This window comes from Pseudomonas sp. GL_139_B, from assembly GCF_057834475.1.
This window is the reverse complement of the sequence record NZ_CM174403.1, coordinates 1,731,537-1,751,439: the sequence shown is the minus strand read 5'-3', so window position 1 is coordinate 1,751,439 and position 19,903 is coordinate 1,731,537. Positions and strand designations below refer to the sequence as shown.

General features: G+C 59.8%; 19 protein-coding genes and 1 pseudogene. 8 read left to right on the top strand and 12 right to left on the bottom strand.

The features are described 5' to 3' along the window. Nucleotides 1-3: 3 nt before the first annotated feature. The 3 genes from AC3ISI_RS07985 to AC3ISI_RS07975 all read right to left on the bottom strand — a co-directional run bounded on the left by AC3ISI_RS07985 (nucleotide 4) and on the right by AC3ISI_RS07975 (nucleotide 2,030). Nucleotides 4-975 (bottom strand): L,D-transpeptidase family protein, encoded by a 972-nt coding sequence (locus AC3ISI_RS07985; protein WP_489336283.1) that lies wholly within the window; start codon nucleotides 973-975, stop codon nucleotides 4-6. Nucleotides 976-1,074: 99 nt separating this feature from the next. Further along, a complete protein-coding gene (locus tag AC3ISI_RS07980) occupies nucleotides 1,075-1,368 on the bottom strand; it encodes a hypothetical protein (protein WP_003226812.1) in 294 nt (97 codons plus the stop codon). Nucleotides 1,369-1,424: 56 nt separating this feature from the next. Further along, the gene (locus tag AC3ISI_RS07975; RefSeq protein WP_489336281.1) at nucleotides 1,425-2,030 is read right to left on the bottom strand and encodes an arylesterase; all 606 of its coding nucleotides are present in this window, start codon (nucleotides 2,028-2,030) and stop codon (nucleotides 1,425-1,427) included. Between the two features lie 10 nt (nucleotides 2,031-2,040). Between AC3ISI_RS07975 and AC3ISI_RS07970 the strand changes: the two genes are divergently transcribed. The 3 genes from AC3ISI_RS07970 to greB are packed head-to-tail and all read left to right on the top strand — an operon-like array spanning nucleotide 2,041 to nucleotide 5,760. Beyond that, on the top strand, nucleotides 2,041-2,724 hold the full coding sequence (locus AC3ISI_RS07970; protein WP_007943616.1) for an ABC transporter ATP-binding protein: 684 nt from the start codon (nucleotides 2,041-2,043) through the stop codon (nucleotides 2,722-2,724). Further along, a complete protein-coding gene (locus AC3ISI_RS07965) occupies nucleotides 2,724-5,228 on the top strand; it encodes an ABC transporter permease (protein WP_489336280.1) in 2,505 nt (834 codons plus the stop codon). Before AC3ISI_RS07970 ends, AC3ISI_RS07965 begins: the two co-directional genes overlap by 1 nt. A 34-nt stretch (nucleotides 5,229-5,262) precedes the next feature. After that, a complete protein-coding gene (gene greB / locus AC3ISI_RS07960) occupies nucleotides 5,263-5,760 on the top strand; it encodes a transcription elongation factor GreB (RefSeq protein ID WP_489336279.1) in 498 nt (165 codons plus the stop codon). Nucleotides 5,761-5,763: 3 nt separating this feature from the next. Here greB and AC3ISI_RS07955 read toward each other — a convergent pair whose 3' ends face one another. The 3 genes from AC3ISI_RS07955 to AC3ISI_RS07945 all read right to left on the bottom strand — a co-directional run bounded on the left by AC3ISI_RS07955 (nucleotide 5,764) and on the right by AC3ISI_RS07945 (nucleotide 8,279). Further along, nucleotides 5,764-6,072 carry a class I SAM-dependent methyltransferase gene (locus tag AC3ISI_RS07955; protein ID WP_489336278.1) on the bottom strand — a complete coding sequence of 103 codons (309 nt, stop codon included), beginning with the start codon at nucleotides 6,070-6,072 and terminating at the stop codon, nucleotides 5,764-5,766. A 247-nt stretch (nucleotides 6,073-6,319) separates the two neighbouring features. Continuing rightward, nucleotides 6,320-6,754 (bottom strand): DoxX family protein, encoded by a 435-nt coding sequence (locus AC3ISI_RS07950; RefSeq protein ID WP_489336276.1) that lies wholly within the window; start codon nucleotides 6,752-6,754, stop codon nucleotides 6,320-6,322. A gap of 103 nt (nucleotides 6,755-6,857) precedes the next feature. Next, the gene (locus tag AC3ISI_RS07945; protein WP_489336274.1) at nucleotides 6,858-8,279 is read right to left on the bottom strand and encodes an MltF family protein; all 1,422 of its coding nucleotides are present in this window, start codon (nucleotides 8,277-8,279) and stop codon (nucleotides 6,858-6,860) included. Between the two features lie 235 nt (nucleotides 8,280-8,514). Here AC3ISI_RS07945 and AC3ISI_RS07940 point away from each other — a divergent pair, with 235 nt between their 5' ends. Next, nucleotides 8,515-9,324: a TatD family hydrolase gene (locus AC3ISI_RS07940; RefSeq protein WP_489336273.1), complete on the top strand. Its 810-nt coding sequence runs from the start codon at nucleotides 8,515-8,517 to the stop codon at nucleotides 9,322-9,324. Between the two features lie 34 nt (nucleotides 9,325-9,358). On the opposite strand, the gene AC3ISI_RS07935 is transcribed toward AC3ISI_RS07940, so the two are convergent. Then, nucleotides 9,359-10,354 carry an IS110 family RNA-guided transposase gene (locus AC3ISI_RS07935; protein WP_489336549.1) on the bottom strand — a complete coding sequence of 332 codons (996 nt, stop codon included), beginning with the start codon at nucleotides 10,352-10,354 and terminating at the stop codon, nucleotides 9,359-9,361. Between the two features lie 461 nt (nucleotides 10,355-10,815). Here AC3ISI_RS07935 and AC3ISI_RS07930 point away from each other — a divergent pair. The 3 genes and pseudogenes from AC3ISI_RS07930 to AC3ISI_RS07920 all read left to right on the top strand — a co-directional run. Then, nucleotides 10,816-11,379 (top strand): annotated as a pseudogene (locus AC3ISI_RS07930) (methyl-accepting chemotaxis protein); the annotation flags it as partial. Nucleotides 11,380-11,412: 33 nt separating this feature from the next. Next, on the top strand, nucleotides 11,413-12,297 hold the full coding sequence (locus AC3ISI_RS07925; protein WP_489337661.1) for a methyl-accepting chemotaxis protein: 885 nt from the start codon (nucleotides 11,413-11,415) through the stop codon (nucleotides 12,295-12,297). Nucleotides 12,298-12,524: 227 nt separating this feature from the next. After that, the gene (locus AC3ISI_RS07920) at nucleotides 12,525-12,890 is read left to right on the top strand and encodes a terminase (RefSeq protein WP_489336271.1); all 366 of its coding nucleotides are present in this window, start codon (nucleotides 12,525-12,527) and stop codon (nucleotides 12,888-12,890) included. Here AC3ISI_RS07920 and AC3ISI_RS07915 read toward each other — a convergent pair whose 3' ends face one another. From AC3ISI_RS07915 to AC3ISI_RS07905, 3 genes are all read right to left on the bottom strand, one after another. After that, nucleotides 12,891-13,688: an acyl-CoA thioesterase gene (locus AC3ISI_RS07915; RefSeq protein WP_489336269.1), complete on the bottom strand. Its 798-nt coding sequence runs from the start codon at nucleotides 13,686-13,688 to the stop codon at nucleotides 12,891-12,893. A gap of 250 nt (nucleotides 13,689-13,938) precedes the next feature. Further along, a complete protein-coding gene (locus AC3ISI_RS07910; RefSeq protein ID WP_489336267.1) occupies nucleotides 13,939-14,706 on the bottom strand; it encodes a CHAD domain-containing protein in 768 nt (255 codons plus the stop codon). A 44-nt stretch (nucleotides 14,707-14,750) separates the two neighbouring features. Continuing rightward, nucleotides 14,751-15,029: a hypothetical protein gene (locus AC3ISI_RS07905; protein ID WP_489336266.1), complete on the bottom strand. Its 279-nt coding sequence runs from the start codon at nucleotides 15,027-15,029 to the stop codon at nucleotides 14,751-14,753. A gap of 225 nt (nucleotides 15,030-15,254) precedes the next feature. On the opposite strand from AC3ISI_RS07905, the gene AC3ISI_RS07900 reads away from it, so the two are divergent. After that, entirely contained in the window at nucleotides 15,255-16,295 is a 1,041-nt protein-coding gene (locus tag AC3ISI_RS07900; protein ID WP_489336265.1) for a patatin-like phospholipase family protein, read from the top strand. Between the two features lie 146 nt (nucleotides 16,296-16,441). Here the strand turns inward: AC3ISI_RS07900 and AC3ISI_RS07895 are convergent, their stop codons facing one another. Next, a complete protein-coding gene (locus AC3ISI_RS07895) occupies nucleotides 16,442-17,140 on the bottom strand; it encodes a response regulator (RefSeq protein ID WP_489336263.1) in 699 nt (232 codons plus the stop codon). A 49-nt stretch (nucleotides 17,141-17,189) separates the two neighbouring features. Next, nucleotides 17,190-19,841 carry a DUF4118 domain-containing protein gene (locus tag AC3ISI_RS07890; protein ID WP_489336262.1) on the bottom strand — a complete coding sequence of 884 codons (2,652 nt, stop codon included), beginning with the start codon at nucleotides 19,839-19,841 and terminating at the stop codon, nucleotides 17,190-17,192. Between the last annotated feature and the right edge of the window lie 62 nt (nucleotides 19,842-19,903).

Genomic DNA, 19,903 nt, shown 5'->3' with positions numbered 1-19,903 from the left:
GCCTTACTGCAATGGATCGAGCGGCGCACTCGACATCATCGGCGCGGTATTGCTCGGCACGGCGATTTCCACCGGCAAGCCATCTTCAGCGGCGACTACGTCGCGCACCACATCCCAATTCATGCGCAGGTTGTTGGTGATGTCTTCACGCTTGAGCATCGCATTGATAACTGCAGTGTGCTTGTCGACCACCGATGGGTTGCCCTTGTCATCCAGCGGTGTGTGCGCTTCCAGGTAAACCTTGCCACCGCTCATACCGAACTTGTACGGGTCGTTGATAATGCGCACCGACGTCCCGACCGGCACCATGCCGGCCATTTCCAGCACGTTGTTGTTGAACATGCGGAAGCAACCGTGACTGGTGCGCATGCCGATGCCGAACTTCTTGTTGGAACCGTGGATCAGGTAGCCCGGTGTGCCCAATGTGAACTTGAACGGCCCCAGCGGGTTGTCCGGGCCTGCCGGCACCACATTTGGCAGCGGATCACCGTCGGCGGCGTGCTCGGCCTTGATCGACGCTGGAGGGGTCCAGGTCGGGTTCGGCGTCTTCGCGGTGATGCTGGTGTGGGCAATTGGCGAGCCCCAGCCTTCACGACCGATACCCAGCGGGAAGGTGTAAACCACATTCTTGCCTTTGGGGTAGTAGTAGAGGCGGTATTCAGCCAGGTTGATCACGATGCCTTCACGCGGACCCGGTGGCAGGATGAAGCGTGTCGGCAGAATGACTTCGGTGCCGGCGCCCGGCAACCATGCATCGACCCCCGGGTTGGCCGCAACCATTTCCGTGTAGCCCAGGTCGTAAGCGGTACCAAGGTCAGCGAAGGTATCTTCGTACTTGGCCTTGATCACCTGCACCTGACCGATGATGTCTTCACCGGGCGGTGGCAGGGGAAACTCCAATGCTGCAACTGGGCCTGCCACACAAAGGGCGGCAAGAGACAGGAAGCGGGTGACGGCAGGAAAACGCGGCAACATCCGGAAAGTCCTTCGCAGATCAACAAGGGTAAAAGCGGGATTGTACACCGACGCCCGTAAATTCGGGGAGCCGGCCGATAGCACGCTACCTTTTCTGCGCTAGAGCTCGAACCGCAGCTCTGGCCAGATCGGCGAGGTGCCGCGTTTTTGCGATTCCAGAATGGCCCGGCACAGCGAGCACAGACGCTGGTCCTGGAACACCCGACGATCGACACTCGACCAACGCGGCTGCGCCGGCAACAGGCTGCCGCACAAGGTTCGGTCCGCCGAGCCGCCCAGCTCCAGTTGACGGGTTACCAGATGCACCCGCACTTCCTGGCAGGCGAACAGATCCAGCTGTTCGTCAGGCTCGATCAGTTGGTAGGCAAAAAGTGACCAGGCAGGACGCGGCATCGGGGGCTCCAAATCGGGGGCGCCACCATAGCCGAAAGCCCGCGCCTAGAAAAGGGTCATAACAGCGGTTTTAGCGTAGGCCAGACATTATCCAGCAACTTGTCCTGAGCCCCGGCTGCCGGGTGTATGCCGTCAGCCTGCATCAAGTCCGGATGGCCGCCCACGCCTTCGAGAAAGAACGGCACCAGCGCGATGTTTTTCTCGTTGGCCAGCGTGCTGTAGACCTTGGCAAAAGCCTCGGTGTAACGAACGCCATAATTGGGTGGCAATTGCATGCCCAGCAGGAGGACCTTGGCACCGTTGTCGCGGGAGGTGTCGATCATCGAAGCAAGGTTTTGTTGCAAATTAGCCGGGGGCATTCCACGCAGCCCGTCATTGCCCCCCAACTCAAGGATCACCAGTTCCGGCGTATGCTCTGCAAGCAGTGCAGGCAGGCGTGCCTGGCCTCCGGCGCTGGTGTCGCCGCTGATGGATGCGTTGACCACTTTATCGTCGAAACCTTCGTGCTTGAGCCGCTGTTCGAGCAGCGAGACCCATCCCAACCGGGTATCCAGTCCGAAACCCGCGCTGATACTATCGCCAACGATCAGGACAGTACCCGCCGCTGCGTTCTGGGCCATGCACATCAAGGCCAGGCCAGCACTCAAAAACCACACACGCATCGGATTCTCCATGGGCGCAAGCATTCTCACCGCGAAGAACCTCAGCAAAGTGGTTCCCAGCGCGGAAGGTGAACTGACTATCCTGCACGAACTCAGCCTGGAACTGAACAAGGGCGACAGCCTGGCCATCGTCGGCGCCTCCGGTTCCGGCAAATCCACCCTCCTGGGCCTTCTCGCCGGGCTCGACCTGCCCAGCAGCGGCGAAGTGACCCTGGCCGGACAAGGGTTGAGCACCCTCGATGAAGATCAACGCGCACGCATTCGGGCCGAGCATGTCGGTTTTGTGTTCCAGTCCTTTCAGTTGCTCGACAGCCTCAATGCCCTGGAAAACGTCATGCTGCCCCTGGAACTCGATGGCCGCAAAGACGCCCGCGAGCGTGCCACCGAGTTGCTGCAGCGGGTCGGACTGGGCCAGCGCCTGACGCACTCACCGCGCCAGCTTTCGGGAGGTGAACAACAACGTGTGGCGATTGCCCGGGCGTTTGCCGCCGAACCCGATGTGCTGTTCGCCGATGAACCCACCGGCAACCTCGACAGCCACACCGGCGAGCGCATCAGCGATCTGTTATTTGAACTCAACCAGGAACGCGGCACGACGCTGGTACTCGTGACTCACGACGAACGCCTGGCACATCGTTGCCGGCGCCTGATCCGCCTTGAAGCCGGCCTGCTGGTCGCCCCTCTGGAGCCTTGATGGCACGCCTGCCGCTGTTGCGTCTGTTCAGTCTTGCCATTCGCCAACTGCTGCGCGATGCCCGCGCCGGCGAGCTGCGCGTGTTGTTCTTCGCCTTGCTGGTGGCCGTGGCGGCGAGTACCGCCATCGGCTACTTCGGCGCCCGTCTGAACGGCGCCATGATGTTACGCGCCACCGAGTTTCTAGGTGCCGACTTGTTGCTCGAAGGCAGCTCACCGGCACGGCCCGAACAGATCAAAATCGGTGTGGAACTGGGGCTCGATCATGCTCAAGTGGTTGAGTTCTCCAGCGTCATCGCCACTGACAATGGCATTCAGCTGTCCAGCATCAAAGCAGCTGATGACGTCTACCCACTACGCGGCGAACTGAAAAGTGCCCCGGCACCCTTCGCCCCGCAAGTACCCGGCGGCGGACCGAAACCCGGTGAAGCCTGGGTTGAGGCGCGACTGCTGACGGCGCTGGATTTGAAGATCGGTGCCAGCATCGACGTCGGCATGAAAACCCTGAAACTGGCACGCGTGCTGACTTACGAACCCGACCGGGCTGGCAACTTTTACAGCCTCACGCCACGCGTGCTGATCAACCTCAGCGACCTTGCCGCTACCGGTGTGGTGCAACCGGGTAGCCGGGTCAGCTACCGCGAGCTCTGGCGCGGTAAAGCCGAGGCGCTGGAAACCTATCGCCAACTGATCAAGCCTGGTCTGGCCGCCAACCAGCGCCTGCAGGACGCTCGCGACGGCAACCGACAAATTGGCGGTGCGCTGGGCAAGGCCGAGCGTTACCTCAACATGGCGAGCCTGGTGGCAGTTCTGCTGTCCGGTGTGGCGGTGGCGCTGTCGGCCACGCGCTTCGCCACCCGCCGATTCGATGCCAGTGCGTTGTTGCGCTGCCTGGGTCTGTCACGCCGGGAAACCATGGTGTTGTTCAGTTTGCAGCTGACGGTACTCGGACTGCTCGCCAGCCTCAGTGGCGCCTTGATCGGCTGGCTGGCACAACTTGGGCTGTTTGCGTTGCTGCATGATTTGCTGCCGAGTGATGTACCGCCGGGTGGTTTGCTGCCGGCCATTGCCGGGATTGGCACGGGTCTGGTTGCCCTGGCCGGATTCGCGCTGCCACCGCTGGCCGCACTCGGTCGCGTGCCTCCGCTGCGAGTGTTGCGTCGGGACATGCTGCCGATCCCGTCCAGCACCTGGATGATCTATGGCGCCGCCTTGGGCGCCCTCGGCCTGATCATGTGGCGCCTGAGCCTGGACCTGGTGCTGACCTTCGCCCTGCTCGGCGGTGGCGTGATCGCCGCGCTGGTGCTCGGCGGCTTGCTCTTGCTGCTGCTCAAAAGCCTGCGCCGACTGCTGGCCCGCGCTTCGCTGCCCTGGCGTCTCGGGCTGGGCCAGCTGCTGCGTCATCCGTTGGCTGCAGCGGGACAAGCCTTGGCTTTCGGCCTGATTCTACTGTCCATGTCACTGATCGCACTGCTGAGGGGCGAACTGCTGGACACCTGGCAGAACCAGCTGCCGAAAAACGCACCGAACTACTTTGCGCTGAATATCCTGCCGGCGGACAAACAGGCTTTTACAGATCACCTGATCCAACTGTCAGCGCAGTCCGCGCCGCTTTACCCGGTGGTGCCGGGTCGACTGATCAGCATCAACGGCGAGCCAGTGCAGGACAAAGTCAGCAAGGACTCGGCGGGTGATCGAGCGATCCAGCGCGACCTGAGCCTTACTTGGGCCGCCGACTTGCCGGCGGGCAACAAACTCACGGCGGGTAACTGGTGGACCGAACAGACACCCGACGATGTTCCCGGCGTTTCGGTTGAAGGCAAAGTGGCCGAAAGCCTGAAGCTCAAGCTCGGCGATCACCTGATATTTACCGTAGGCGGGGTCAATCGTGAAGCGAAAGTTACCAGCTTGCGAGAGATCAACTGGGACAACTTCCAGCCGAACTTCTTCATGATCTTTCAGCCCGGCACCCTGAAGGATTTGCCGGCGACTTACCTGACCAGTTTCTATCTGGCGGCCGGTCATGATCAGCAGATTGTCGACCTGTCGAGAAGCTTCCCGGCGGTGACCATTCTGCAAGTCGAAGCCTTGCTGGAACAGCTGCGCAGCATCCTCGCCCAGGTCACCCTCGCGGTGGAATATGTATTGTTGTTTGTCCTGGCGGCAGGGATGGCGGTGTTGTTTTCCGGCTTGCAGGCGACGCTCGATGAACGCATCCGACAAGGCGCCTTATTGCGAGCGCTGGGGGCTGAACGGCAATTGCTGGTGAAGGCCCGACGGATCGAGTTCGGTTTACTCGGCGCAGTCAGCGGCTTGTTGGCGGCACTGGGCTGCGAACTGGTGAGCCTGGTGCTCTACCGCTACGCCTTTGACCTGCCATGGCATCCGCATCCGTGGTTATTGGTGTTACCAGTGATCGGCGCAGTGCTGATTGGTAGTGCCGGTGTGTTCGGTACCCGTCGTGCGTTGAACGCCAGCCCCCTGACAGTGTTGCGCGAGGGTTGATAGACTCCAACCTTCACCATTACAAGAAGCTGCCATGAGCCGTTATCGCCCTCCCCGCACCGCTGGCACCGCGCTAATCACCCCGGAAGGTGAAGCGCGGATGCGGGCCGAGTTTCATGAACTATGGCATGTACGGCGGCCGCAAGTGACGCAGTCGGTGAGCGAGGCCGCGGCTCAGGGTGATCGTTCCGAGAACGCGGAATACACCTACGGCAAAAAGATGCTGCGCGAGATCGACAGCCGTGTGCGCTTTCTCACCAAGCGGCTGGAAGCGCTCAAGGTCGTCAGCGAAAAGCCCAGCGATCCGAACAAGGTCTATTTTGGCGCCTGGGTCACGATTGAAGACGAGGACGGCAAAGAGTCGCGCTATCGCATTGTCGGGCCCGATGAGCTCGACCTGAAAGTCGGGCTGATCAGCATCGACTCACCGCTCGCCCGCGCACTGATCGGCAAGGCGCTGGACGCTGAAGTGCGTGTCCAGACACCGACCGGTGAGCAATGCGTGTATATCGTGGCGATTGAGTACCTTTGAATTTCAGCGGCGGGTGATCAGGCCTTGTCGGGCAACGCGGGTCAGCTGCCTGATCATTTCCGGCGCGTCTTCAAGGCTGGGGGATTGAATCACTGCCAAGTCAAAACTGTCGGTGGCAAATCGAGCCAGCGATTCGCCGTCTTCGACAAACTGGATGAGGAACGCAGCAGGCCCACCCGTACGACGTGGCCAGCCATCGAGATAACGCAGAAGCGTCGGCTGATGTTGACCGCCAAGCAGGATTTTTGGATTGCGCTGGGTGAGATGTGCCGTGATCGGCGCGGGACGTACTGTAGGGCTAAGTGCGTTCATCGAGTCGTGTCTCTGCCTCAAAAGTCTGCATGGCAGGTGAGAGGCAACACCGAACCAGCGCTTTAGCGGTATTTCGAAGCCTGTTTCAAGCTTCTATCGGCAACTGAATGAGTCACCTGGCGCCCCGCAAGTAGCTGTTTAAATCGGCGCATGGGCAACATCCTAGAGAAGCTGACTGGACAGTGTCAAGAATCACGCACACAAAAAAGACCTGCGCAATGCAGGCCTTTTCGTTGAGCCAGAGCGCTCAGTCGGCTATAGCGCGGTCTATCGACAGCTTGCCGGCACCTTCGATCAAAACCGCGATGCTGCCACCGAGCAGGGCCAAAGCGAATTCATAACCGTTGTTGGCCATGAACAAACCGTTATGGATGTGTACTGTAAAAATGGCGACCAGTGAGAGCAAAGTCAGCCCCAGTGCTGCCGGACGTGTCAGCAGACCGATGATCAAGGCCAGGCCTGCGAAGAACTCGGTACCACCGGCCAGAATCGCCATCAGATGGCCCGGTGCCAAGCCCACGCTTTCCATGTACTGCGCAGTGCCGGCGATCCCATAACCCCCAAACATCCCGAAAAGCTTTTGTGAGCCATGGGCTGCGAAGATGATCCCGACGACGATCCGTACAACAGTCAGGCCAAAACCGGCGCGGGTAAACAGTACCTTGTTGATCAGTGAGCTCATGCTGTGTCATCCATTGCGAGAGTGTGTTCGTTGGGCGCCATGTTAATCGATAAACCAAATGCTATAAGCGCAATAACCGCGACATAACGATCAGTTTAGTTGATCATTTGCGAGAGACAACGTTTTGTCCCTGAGGCTCCAGCGACTCCCTCTCACGATCGAATGCCAAGTAATACTTGTTCACGCTATTAACATAGCTGACAGGGGCCATCCCCACCTGCTCCATGGCTATGCGCTCGACCTGGAAGAACCACTGATTGGGATTCAGGCCGCGCCGCCGGGCTTCGGCGCGCATGCCTTGAACCCGCTCCGGGCCAATGTTGTAGGCCGCCAGCACAAACGCCATGCGTTCACGCTCGTTGAGTTTGGGGCTGGCGAAGAACTTGCGGCGGATCATGGCCAGGTATTTGGCCCCGGCCTGGACATTGGCATCGAGGTCCTGAATGTTGTTGACCCCCACTCGCTGGGCGGCAGACGGGGTGATTTGCATCAGGCCTGTGGGACCGTCGCTGTTGCGGGCAGCGGGCTGCAGTCCCGACTCCTTGAACGCTAGCGCCGCCAGGTTCAACCAGTCCATGCCTTGTGAATCGGCATGCTTTTGCAGCACCGGTCGCAGTTTCTCCAGGCGCTGGCGGTCGGCCTTGGCCAGCGGATAGTGCACTTGATACAGGCGCCGATAAATCCGCAAAAACGCCACGTCCTGGTCCGACGGTTTCTTGTACGTCGTCAGAAAACTATCAATGCTCGCCCGTAACATCGAAGCATCGCGGCGCACAAACCAGAACTCTTCGCCCGGCTCGCTGATCAGAACCTGCTTGTCGAAGCGCAATTTGGGCAGGATCTTGCCCCAGCGCTCGGCTATCGGTTGCTCGACGATAGTGAGATGAAAAATCCCGCCCTGAACCATTTCCAGTACATCTTCGACGGCAAGGCTAGGATCGACCCACTCGATCTTTATCGGTGCCAACTTGTGCAGCGCCAGTTTTGAGTTGATCTGGCTCACCGCATCCCCGGCGGCACTGCCGTTGGGCAACGCCAGAGTTTTGCCCGAGAGTTGTTCAACGCGAGTGTATCGACGCTCACCTTTAATCCCCACCAGCACCAACGGGATATTGCTGGCGATCGGTTCACTGCTGCTGACGGCGTGACCTGGCTGCAAATCGAGCAACTCTCCGGGTGCGACCAAATCCCCCTCCCCGCGCTGCAAGGCGCCGAGCAGTTGATCCTTGGCTTTGGGGATGATTTTGAGAGTGACTTCCTGACCGTCACGGGCATGGCCGTTGAGGTATTGCTCGAAGGCGCGCAAGCGGTGGTATTCGACACCGATGGCCTGACCCTGGACTTCGCCGGAGCTGTTGCGGCTCTGGTTGACCAGCACCCGCAATACCCGGCTGCTGCGAATCTCTCCCAGGTCGCGCACCTTCGCCGCCGGCACGGCTTGCAGCGGCCCGGCCAGACGCGCAACCGCCGGCAACGGCAGCAGCAACGACCAGCACAGCACTAGCAATATCGAGGGACGTGTCATCCACTCTCCGGAAAGAATACTGGGCCGATTTCCAAAAAAATCATGAAACCGAACGTCAGAAACAGAGCGCCATGAGCGCTGGCAAAGTGCGAAAGACTGGCACAATGATGGCACCTTGACCACCCTGCCCTGTCTCGCGGCATCAAGAGACAGCTTTAACTCGTTGTAGTTCTTGGCTTTTCTTATAAATCTACAGCTCTGATATGCTTTCCGGCCTTTGGTCCGAGGTAGCACCATGCAACTCATCGATATCGGCGTCAACCTGACCAACCCCAGTTTTGCCGACAAACACCAGGCCGTACTCGACCGCGCGTATACCGCAGGGGTCTGCCAATTGGTCCTGACCGGTACGAATGTCGAGGGCAGCGAACAGGCTCTTGAACTGTGCCAACAACTGGACGAAACCGCTCAACGGCTGTTTGCCACGGCCGGCATTCACCCGCATGCGGCGACCGACTGGAACGCTGACAGCGCGCAGCGTTTACGCAGTTTGCTCAGGGAGCCAAACGTGGTGGCCGTGGGCGAATGCGGACTGGATTTCAATCGCGACTTCTCGCCGCGCCCACAGCAGGAAAAGGTCCTCGAGGAACACCTGGCAATGGCGGTCGACTTGCAGCTACCGGTGTTCCTGCATGAGCGCGATGCCAGTCAGCGGCTGCTGGAAATCCTGCGAGATTACCGAGATCAATTGCCGGCCGCCGTCGTGCATTGTTTCACCGGCGAAAAGAAAGCCCTGTTCAGCTACCTCGATCTGGATCTGCACATCGGCATTACCGGCTGGATCTGCGACGAGCGCCGGGGCACGCACCTGCATCCGTTGGTGAAGGAAATCAAACGGGGCCGGCTGATGCTGGAAAGCGATGCGCCGTATCTGCTGCCACGCAGTTTGCGGCCCAAGCCGAAAAATGGCCGCAACGAACCGGCGTATTTGACTGAAGTGTTGCGGGAAGTGGCGTTGCATCGCGGCGAAACGGCGGAAGATCTGGCAGATCACACCACTGCCTGCGCACGAGCGTTCTTCGGCTTGCCCACAATCCCCCAGTAACCACATTCCCCCCCTGTAGATACTCTGTTCACGGTCAAGCTTTCGCGAGATGTTTTTCGCTAAAAAGCTTGGCCGTATTAAATTCTTCTCCAGAACGCATGCATGCCCATAACCCGGTCAGGTATTTGCGCATCACCGCTCCAATGGCCTGCATTTTCTTCTTGCCGCGAGCTAGCAGCGCCTCGTAAAAGGCCTTCACATTCTCATCACAGCGAATTGCCGTCATCGCCGGCATGAACATCGCTGCACGCAAATACGCGTTACCGCATTTGGACATTCGACCTGGTCGGTTCACACTGGTGCCTGACTGGGTCAGCCTGACGTCGAGCCCTGCATAACGGCTGACCTGTGCCGACTTGAGCGTCACAGGCAAGGTCGTCAGCTCAGCCAGTGCGGCGATAGCCGAGGCTTCTCCCACGCCGGGAGCAGCCATCATGCAGCGAAACTGCAAACTCAGATCCGGGCATTTGGCGATGGCCTCGCGTGCCGCCTTCTTCAAACGATCAATCCGTGTGTCCAGCGCTGCAATCGCATCTTTCTCATCCTCGATCAGTAGCTCGACACTCGTTTGTGTCGCTTGTAGCGCGTGCAGCTCATTCTTGGCTCTGGTCCGATGACCAATCAGCCGGTTGATATGGCGACCAAGCGCACGCAGCATCAGTTGATCTGCAGTCGGCGGGACCCACAGTCTAGGCGCCATGCGCTCACCGTATTCGGCCAGCAATTGGGCATCAATCTGATCAGTCTTGCTGTTTTGCAGCATCAGCTTGGCAAAGTTGTGGAAGCTTTTGGGATTAATCACCGAGACCGGCAAACCGGCGGCGTGTAGCTCCAGCGCAAGGTCCAGGTAGTAAATGCCGGTGGCCTCCATGATCACGCTCAGCGGTTTGAGGCCCAACATCTTGGTCACGGCAGCCTTACGCCCCTTCGACGTGTGCTGAATCTCCCACTGGCCTGATGTCTTACCGTTCTGTCGCCATCCCATCGCAGACGTACGGGCACCAATGTCTATGCCGACATGAGTATTCATGCTTTTCACTTCCCTGACTTTCGGTAAGATTGCTTCCGGTTCCCCCGACCTCGAACTTCATGCCACCGCAACCTTGTAATGCGAAGTCCGACTTGTCGGCTTCTCGATACTCTTCGTGGTGGGCAATGAGGCGGGGGGGCCTCTCTACAGACAAGGTCAGGAGCAAATCCTGCCTTCAGGAGTGATCGGCCTCCCCCAGAAACGCACTTGCTGTTGTATGAATCCTTGAGCGTAACCTCTCTCGTTGGAATCAGGGTCAACATACAAGGAGTGAAAACGGCTTGCCGGCGATAGCGGTCTGTCTAACGCATCGATGTTGCAGGTACTGACGCGATCGCGAGCAGGCTCACGCCTACAGGGGACTGTGATGGATGTTGACCCATATCAAATTCAGAATTTCTCGATAGCGGCACAATGCTAGCACCTTGCCAATATTGTTTCCGCTATCAGAGAAGACCTCCATGGGTGCCTGGCTTAGCAATATCTCGCTGAAATACAAGTTTTGGGCGGTCAATGCGGTCGCCTTCTTCACGACGCTGTTGCTGGTGCTGTACGCCGTACAGCTCGAACAACAGGCCCGCAGTCACGCTGCGCAAGCGTCCGCCCAAGCGCAGGCGCGATTGCTCGGCGCGTGGCCACCCGGCCAACGACTGCCCAAGGCCGACAACCTGTTGACCTTCAATCGAGGGCAAGCGCCGTTGCTGAACGATCAACCGCTATCGGAACTGGCGGATAGCCACGGCTGGGTCGAGATCAACTCAATGCCGCTGTTCGGCGAAAATCCGTTAATGGGCGCCGAGGTGTTCACACGTCCAGACGGCCAGAACGTCGCGGTGGTCGCCTTTGGTCCAAGCCTGAGCCAGGTATTCAGCGAGCGTTTCGCCAACTACGCGGTGGCGGTATTTATTTTGATGCTGGCAATGCTCGGCGCTTCGCAACTGTTGATACGCTTCTTGCTGAGTCAGCTCAACACCTTGAAGGACGTGATGCTCCACGTCGAAAAAACCGGCGACCTGTCCGCCCGTGTGCCGCTGGCCTGCAAGGACGAGGTCGGGCAAATGGCCAACGCCTTCAACGCAATGCAAGCTGGCTACCAGCGCGTGGTCAACACCGTCGCCAGCACGGCGCGACAACTGGATGTCGGCGCCGCACGCCTGGCTTCGAGCATGAACGAAGTGCGCCAGGGCATGCTCGGCCAGCAAAGCGAAACCGATCAGGCGGCCACGGCAATCAATGAAATGACCGCCACCGTTTACCACATTGCCCAACACGCAGGCGCCACTCGCGACCTCTCGCAAACCGCAGACACGCTGGCGGGCAGTGGGCAACAGGTGGTCAGTCGCGTGCAGAAGTCGATTGCCGGGTTGTCCAGCGGCGTGCAACAGACGGCCGAGATGATTCAGCGCCTGGCCGAGGACAGTCAGAAAATCAACGGGGTGGTCAGCGTGATTCACAGCATTGCCGAGCAAACCAATCTGCTGGCCCTGAATGCGGCCATCGAAGCGGCACGCGCCGGTGAAATGGGCCGAGGCTTTGCGGTCGTCGCCGATGAAGTACGCAATCTGGCCAAACGCGTACAGACCTCCACCGACGAGATCACCCTGATGGTGACCGCCTTGCAGGCCGGGACTCGAGACGCGGTGGACTTCATGCAGGACAGCTCATTCAAGGCCGACGACTGCGTAAAACAGGCTCAAGAGGCCGGTGCCGCGCTGGCAGAGATCACCGGCGCCGTGGCGCAGATGCGTGAAAGCAATACGCAGATTGCAGTGGCGGCCGAGCAGCAAAGCCAAGTGGCGGAAGAAATGAATCGGGCGGTAGTGAGTATTCGCGATGTGACTGAAAATACCGTGCAGCAGACCATCAGTTCAGCAACCACCAGTGATGAACTGGCGGCGCTGGCCGGGGAATTGAGCAAGGCGATCGGGCAGCTCAAGCTCTGAAGGCCCCTTCGCGCGCAAGTCGAATCGTCGCACCGCCGCTCCCACATTTAATCGCATTCACCTGTAAAAACTCGGTCCACCTGTAGGAGCTGGCTAGCCAGCGAAGGCGTCAGCCCGGACAACATCAATCCCGACCTATCAGTCCAATAGCCAGCCTCGATTCGCCGCCCCCACTCACCGCGCCTATTCTTCAATCATACGGTCAACACTGATTGAGGAGTTTCAACATGGGCAAACGTCACCCCAACCTACCCGCCTGGCAATGGCGAGCGTACCCGAACAATCATCAGCACCCGACCAACCTGGTGCTGCACTTGATTGCCGTGCCGCTGTTCATCGTGGCATTTCTGCTGATTGTTTCCGGGGTCTTCAGCCTGAGCCTGGTGAACATCGCCATCGGCGTGGTCGGCCTGCTCGCTGCACTGAGTCTGCAACGTCACGGTCACAGCCTGGAGGTGCAAGCTTCCGAGCCGTTCAGTGATCGCAAAGATGCGGTGTCACGCTTGCTGGTCGAGCAGTTCCTGACATTCCCACGGTTTTTCTTGAGCGGTGGCTGGTGGCGCGCCTGGCGTGAACGCCACCGTCGCCACTGATCAGGCGAAAATCGTCACCGTCTGCCGGCTGATGGCGATCAACTGACCGTCCGCGCTCCACAACTTCGCGGCCGCATGGCCGTAGCCGTCTGCAGCGTGTTCGGTTTCCACCCGGTATTTGCACCAGTCCAGCGTGCTCATCTCCAGCAATGGCTGGACGAATTCGATGGTCCAGGTCAGCGTGCTGCCCATCGCCGGCCTTTTCAGGTACGGCAGCAAGGACGGCGGCCAGGCGTCCACCAGCGCGAGGATATGCGACTCGGTAACGGCCTCTTCCTTCACGTCCCCACGCAATCGCACCCAACCACCCATCTCACGAGAGTTGTTGCCGGTAAACGGCATGCCACCGACGGCCCAACGCATCGCCAGATGCTGCATGAACTCCGGCATCACGCCGGGGATGAATGGCATCTCCTGGCACTCGTCCCAGTGCTTCATCTCGGGTGCCGGCTCGGCCCTCACCGACACCTCCGAGGGCCGTGACGCACCGAAGCTGCCCTGGATCAACGTCACCACTTGCCCCTTCTGCATTGCCCGGCCCAGCACCTGACTGACGGCTTTGCCTTCACGCAACACATCGACTTCAAAGCTGACAGGCACTTCAGGCTCGACCGGTCCGACAAAGGTGATCGCCAGCGAACGCACCGGCCGGTCTGCCGGAACTGTTGCGCGCATGGCTTCGTATTGCAACGCTGCCACCAGGCCACCGAAACTGGCACGCCCCTGCGCCCATCCAGCCGGAATAGACAGCTCCAGCGGTTGCCGGCGGACGGCGTCGAGCAAATCGCAAAAGCGCATGAAAACCTCGGAGACGGGGAAAAGTAGAGGGGGATCTTAACCAGCCTGCGACGTCGACACAGCGATTATTCCGGCCAAAAGCACTGACAGAAGAGCCGCGCCTGGTGTCGTGACATACGAATCTTCATCCAACACAAAATAAATGTAGGAGCGAGCTTGCTCGCGAAGGCGGTGTGTCAGTCGAGATAAATGCTGAATGACACACCGCTTTCGCGAGCAAGCTCGCTCCTACATTTGATCTGTGGTGCTTTCAGGATTTGAAGCAAGTAGCACTGAGCTTGTCGAGGACGCGGTCGGCGTTGCTTTCGGCATCGACCAACGTGGTTTTCCAGACGGCGACACAAGGCAGTAAATCTGGCTCATCAACAGCCCTGGCCAGCCATTGCCAACTGTCGTGCCAATCACCCAAGGCGCTCTGAGCCGCTTTCAATCGGGCCAGGGCGGCCTTCGGCAAACGGTCCAGTTCGGGATAGGCTTCGATGCCGTAGCGCACACGTTTGATCAACAATCGCAAGCGGTGACGGTCGTGGGCCGGATCGTGCAGTGCAACGTCCAGTTTCTTCCACTGTTTTCCCAAGCGTTTTTCTATGCGCTTGCGCAAGCCCTTGAGCAAATCCTGACGTTGGGAGGCACGCAAAAAACGCGGGAAGGCATCGAGGATCATCATCAACTGCGCCAACTCAGGACTGGCCGCCACCGCCGGATACGCCTGCGCCATCTGCGCCATACGCCAATGCGCGGCTTCGGGTTGACCGTGCTCAAGCAAATACGCCGCCAGTACTTCGCGATCACGCAACGGCGTGGTCAGCTCGCCGACCCGGGCCGCCGCCACTTCGACCTGCTCGACGCCGGGCAGGCCGCGCAAGGGTCGCAACAGGCTGCGCAAACGGCGAACCGTGGTGCGCAGTTCGTGCAATGCCTCAGGATCAGTGCGGGCACTCAATCGTGCCTGACAGGCCAACAAGCGGACTTCAAGGCCCAGGACATGAGCCACCAACCGATCAACCAAATCAGACATCGCTTACTCCCTGAATCGAGTGTCCCTGGTGCCTAAATGATGCTTCAACGGCCGGCACGAGACTCACGAATATAGAAGCGCGCTTTCTCGGCCTTGCTGGTGCAGCCTTCGTAAGCTTCGAATTGTTGCTGGGTCTTGGCGCCGGTCAGCAACGACAAGGCCTTGGAGTAGCTGACAGTCCCGGCGAAACCTTCGGCCTTGGCCAAGTCTAGCTCACGCCACGCCGCGTCTATCTGGCTACCGCAGCTATCACGGTAGGCCGTTTTGCCAGCACAACCAGCGAGCGCCAGAGCAATCAAAGGTACGCAAATCCAGGCTTTCATCAATAACACCTCAAGATAGGTCAACAATCGTGCAGGTAAGACGGCCCGGCGGGTGAAAAGTGCCTTGGCCGCACAAAGCAAACTCACTATAGCGTGCGCAAGAATAGCCATCTGCCGCCATGGAGTGTCGAAAAAACGACGCACTCGGCCCATCGAACGACCTTGGCGATTGAAGCACGCCCCTTGATGGGTGCATTGTTGAACCTTGTCAGACGAGGGCGATTCATGAAAAAGCGTATCGCACTGGTACTGGGCTCAGGTGGAGCCCGAGGTTATGCCCATATCGGTGTCATTGAAGAGATCGAACGGCGTGGCTACGACATCGCCTGCATCGCCGGTTGTTCCATGGGGGCGGTGGTCGGCGGGATTTATGCCGCCGGCAAACTCGACGAATATCGCGACTGGATCGAGAGCCTGGATTACCTCGATGTGTTGCGTCTGGTGGACGTCAGTTTTCGGCTTGGCGCCATTCGCGGTGAAAAGGTTTTCGGGCAGATCCGCAAGATCGTCGGCGAGATCAATATTGAAGACCTGCGCATTCCCTACACGGCCGTGGCCACGGACCTGACCAATCAGCAGGAAATCTGGTTCCAGGAAGGCTGTCTGCACCAGGCCATGCGCGCCTCGGCGGCGATTCCCAGCCTCTTCACCCCGGTGATGCAAGGCAACCGGATGCTGGTCGATGGCGGCATCCTCAACCCGTTGCCGATCGTGCCGGTGGTGTCGAGTCACTGCGACCTGATCATCGCGGTCAACCTTAACTCTACCAACCAGCGCCACTATCAAATGCCGGTTATCCAGCGCCCGGCAGCCTTCAAGAGCCGTTTCGACAACTTGATCAATTCACTGGGTTCGAAGATGCCGTTCCGACGCAGTCAGGCGGAAAAATTGCTACTGCTGGAAAAGGAAGCATTGATGGCTGAAGCGGCCGACATCAACCCTTGGATCGAATCTGCCGACCCCGAAGCCCAGCAACCCGCCGCCGCCCCAGAACGCGATGGTGCGCCGAAGTCGGCCACGGGATCATTCATCATCGATAACGTTGGGCCGGCCTCATTGCTGGACCTGATCAACCAGAGTTTCGAGGTGATGCAGACGTCACTCGCGCAGTACAAGATTGCCGGTTACCCGCCGGATATTTTGATTAACGTGCCGAAGCGGGTATGCCGGTTTTTCGAGTTCTACAAGGCACCGGAGTTGATCGCACTGGGGCGGGAAATTGCGCGGGACACCTTGGATCGGTATGAGAATGAGCGAGATTCCTGAGATTTTTTTGGGTGAATCTAAGGGCCCCATCGCGAGCAGGCTCACTCCCACAGGGGATCTTTGGTGATCACATAATTTGTGCATCACCTCAATCCACTGTGGGAGCGGGCTTGCCCGCGAAGGGGCCGGATAATTCAACCTAAAAACTAAAGGCTTACTTCACTCAACAACCGATACCCAACCCCCGCCTCGGTCAAGATAAACCGAGGCTGAGTTGGATCATCCGCCAGTTTCTGACGCAAATGCCCGACCACAATCCGCAGGTAATGACTGTCCTCGGTATGGGTCGGCCCCCAGATATCCTTGAGCAATTGCTGCTGGGTTATGACCCGCCCCGGATGCCGCGCCAATTGCGCCAGCACCGCGTACTCCTTGCGCGTCAGGGCCACTTCGATGCCATCGAGCAGCACTCGCCGATACGCCAGGTCCACGGTCAACGGGCCGAACGTTAGCGCCGCTTGCTGAGCTTCACCCGCTGGCGCCTGGCGCAGCAAGGCACGCACGCGCGCCAAAAATTCCTGAATACCAAAGGGCTTGGTCACGTAGTCGTTGGCGCCGCCATCCAGCGCTTCGACTTTCTGCCCTTCGCTCGCACGCACCGACAGCACCAGCACCGGCACCGTCGACCATTCACGAAACTCGCGCAGCACTTGCTGACCATCCATGTCGGGTAAACCGAGGTCGAGCACCAGCAAATCCGGTTTGTTCAGCGCCGCTTGCGCCAGGCCTTCGTTGCCGGTGCCGGCCTCCAGCACTTTGTAGCCTTGGGAGACCAGGCTGATGCGCAGGAATTTGCGGATTTGCGGCTCATCGTCGATGACCAAAATGGTCGCAGTCTGGCTCATGGTGTCTGATCGCGGCATGAAGATGTGCAAAGGGTATCAGGCTTCATGTTCAGCGCTCACTTTCAAAAGCAGGCTGTTCTTGCAAGGGCAAGTGCAAGGTGATGCAAGTGCCGCGCCCTTCGATGCCATCGCCGACGCTGATCCGCCCGCCATGTGCCCCCACCATGCCCTGACAAATCGCCAACCCCAGCCCGGTGCCCTGTCCGCCCCGATCACCGCGCGCGGCGGTGTAGAACATGTCGAAAATCTTCGCCCGTTCCTCCTCGGGAATGCCTGGTCCTTCATCGCTCACCGAGAAAAACAGCTCGCGGTCATCAGCCCCGGCACGCAATTGCAGCCGCCCATGAGCCGGTGAAAATCGCGCGGCGTTTTCCAGCACGTTGACCAGCGCCTGTTCGATCAGCGCGGCGTGGACAAACAGCAGCGGCAATTGCGGCGGCACGTCGGTACTGACCTGCAACGGCGCCAACACCGCGCGCAGTCGATTGAGCGAACTGCCGACAATGTCGGCCGGCGACACCCAATCACGCGCCAGCTTCAACGCGCCGTGGCCGAGTCGGGTCATGTCCAGCAAGTTCTGGATGTAGCGATCCAGGCGCTCGGCTTCGTCACGTGTACCTTCAAGCAGTTCGCGGCGATCCTCCAGCGGAATGGCCTCGCCGAGGGCCAACAGACTGTCGATGCTGCCGCGCATAGACGTCAGCGGCGTACGCAAATCGTGGGATACCGAGGCCAACAGTGCGCTGCGCAGTTGTTCGGTTTCGCCGTGCAGTCGCGCCGCTTCAAGGTCTTCGGCCAGTTGTGCACGAGCCAGCGCCTGGGCCAGCGGCTGGCTCAACGCGGTCAACAAACGCCGACGCTGGCCGCTTAACGTCTGGCCCTCTTTAGCGCAGACGCCGAGCAATGCCAGAGGCCCGTCTTCCACCGATAACGGCCACCACCACCAACGCCCCAACGGCAACGTGCCGGTGCCAGCACCCGCCGGTTGATCGTGTTGCCAGGCCCAATCGGCGGCCGCGCGTTCGGCTTCCGAAAACTCCAACGGGCCTCCGGTTTCAACTTTCCAGCCACCCTGCCCGTCTTGATTGAGCAGGCACAGCTGCAAGTCACTCCAGCCATTGAGGTGCTGGGCGGCGGCGCTGACCACGGCTTGACGGTCGGTGGCGGCCGTCAGTTTGCGCGACAGGTCGAGCAGTTCGCTGGTCTCTTCTTGAGTGTCACGCAGGGCCTGCAATTGCCTGCGTTGCCGGGCCGCGAGATTGCCGGTGAGTGCCGCCATCAGCAAGAAGAACAGCAAGGTCAGCACGTCTTCTTCGCGCTGGATGGCGAAGGAAAAATTCGGAGGGATGAACAGAAAGTCATAGGTCAGAAATGACAGCGCCGCACAGGCCAGTGCCGGGCCAAGACTGCTGCGCACCGCTACCAGCAACACGGCGGCGAGGAACACCAGCGAGATGTTGGGCAGCGGCAAAATACTCGCCACGCCCCAGGCCAAGGCACTGGCCAACACCGTCGCCACTGCCGCCAGCGCGTAATCGAACCACACCAGCGACTGCGTCGAACGCTGGCGCGGTTGATGCGGCAGGTGATCGCTGTCGAGGACGTTGATTTCCAGCCCACGCGCATCACGCAGCAGGCGTGACGCCAAACCACCGCCGAACAAGCGCCGACGCAAACGCTGCCGGGACTGGCCAACCAGCACCAGGCTGGCACGGCGTTCGGCGGCGTGCTGAATCAGGGTTTTCGCGACTTCGCCAGCGCGCAACAACACCACTTCGCCACCGAGGCGTTCGGCCAATTGTTGGGCACTTTGCAGGCGCAGGCGCGATTGCTCATCACGCACGCTGCCGTTGTCGACATGCACCAGACTCCACGGCAAATGCCGACGCTGGGCGACACGACTGGCGTGACGCACCAGACGCTCGGCCTGCGCATCGCCATCGACACCGACCAACAGACGACCGCGCACCGCTGGCGCCGCTTGACCGAGTTGGCGATACCCCTGGGCCAGGTCATTGTCGACCTGAGCAGCGGCGGTTTGCATCGCCATTTCGCGCAGGGCGGTCAGGTTGGTCTGGGTGAAAAACGCGTCGATGGCCGCTCGCGCCTGCTCCGGCACGTAGACCTTGCCGTCGCGCAAACGCTCAAGCAATTCCCGTGGTGGCAGGTCGATCAGCAGTAGTTCGTAGGCTTCTTGCAGCACCCAGTCCGGCAGGGTTTCACGCACCTGCACACCGGTGATGCCGCGCACTTGATCGTTGAGACTTTCCAGGTGTTGGACGTTGACCGTGGTGAACACGTCGATGCCGGCGGCGAGCAACTCCTGGATGTCTTGCCAACGTTTGGTATGGCGGCTGCCGGGGGCGTTGCTGTGAGCCAGTTCATCGACCAGCACCAGTTTCGGTTTGGCCGCGAGCAGACCATCGAGGTCCATTTCTTCGAGCATCACGCCCCGGTATTCCGAGCGCACCAACGGCTGTTGCGGCAAGCCGCCGAGCAGCGCTTCGGTTTCGGCGCGGCCATGGGTTTCCACCACACCAGCGATGACTTTTACGCCTTGGCGCAATTGGGTGTGAGCGGCTTGCAACATGGCGTAGGTTTTGCCGACACCGGGCGCTGCGCCGAGGAAAACCTTGAGCCGGCCACGGCCATCGCGGGGCAGGTCTGCTAACAGCGCGTCGGCGCGGCCGGAGTCACTCATGTCTGGGAATCTCTTTATTCAGATAGTTATGCGGTGATTGATCTACCGCCATCGCGAGCAGG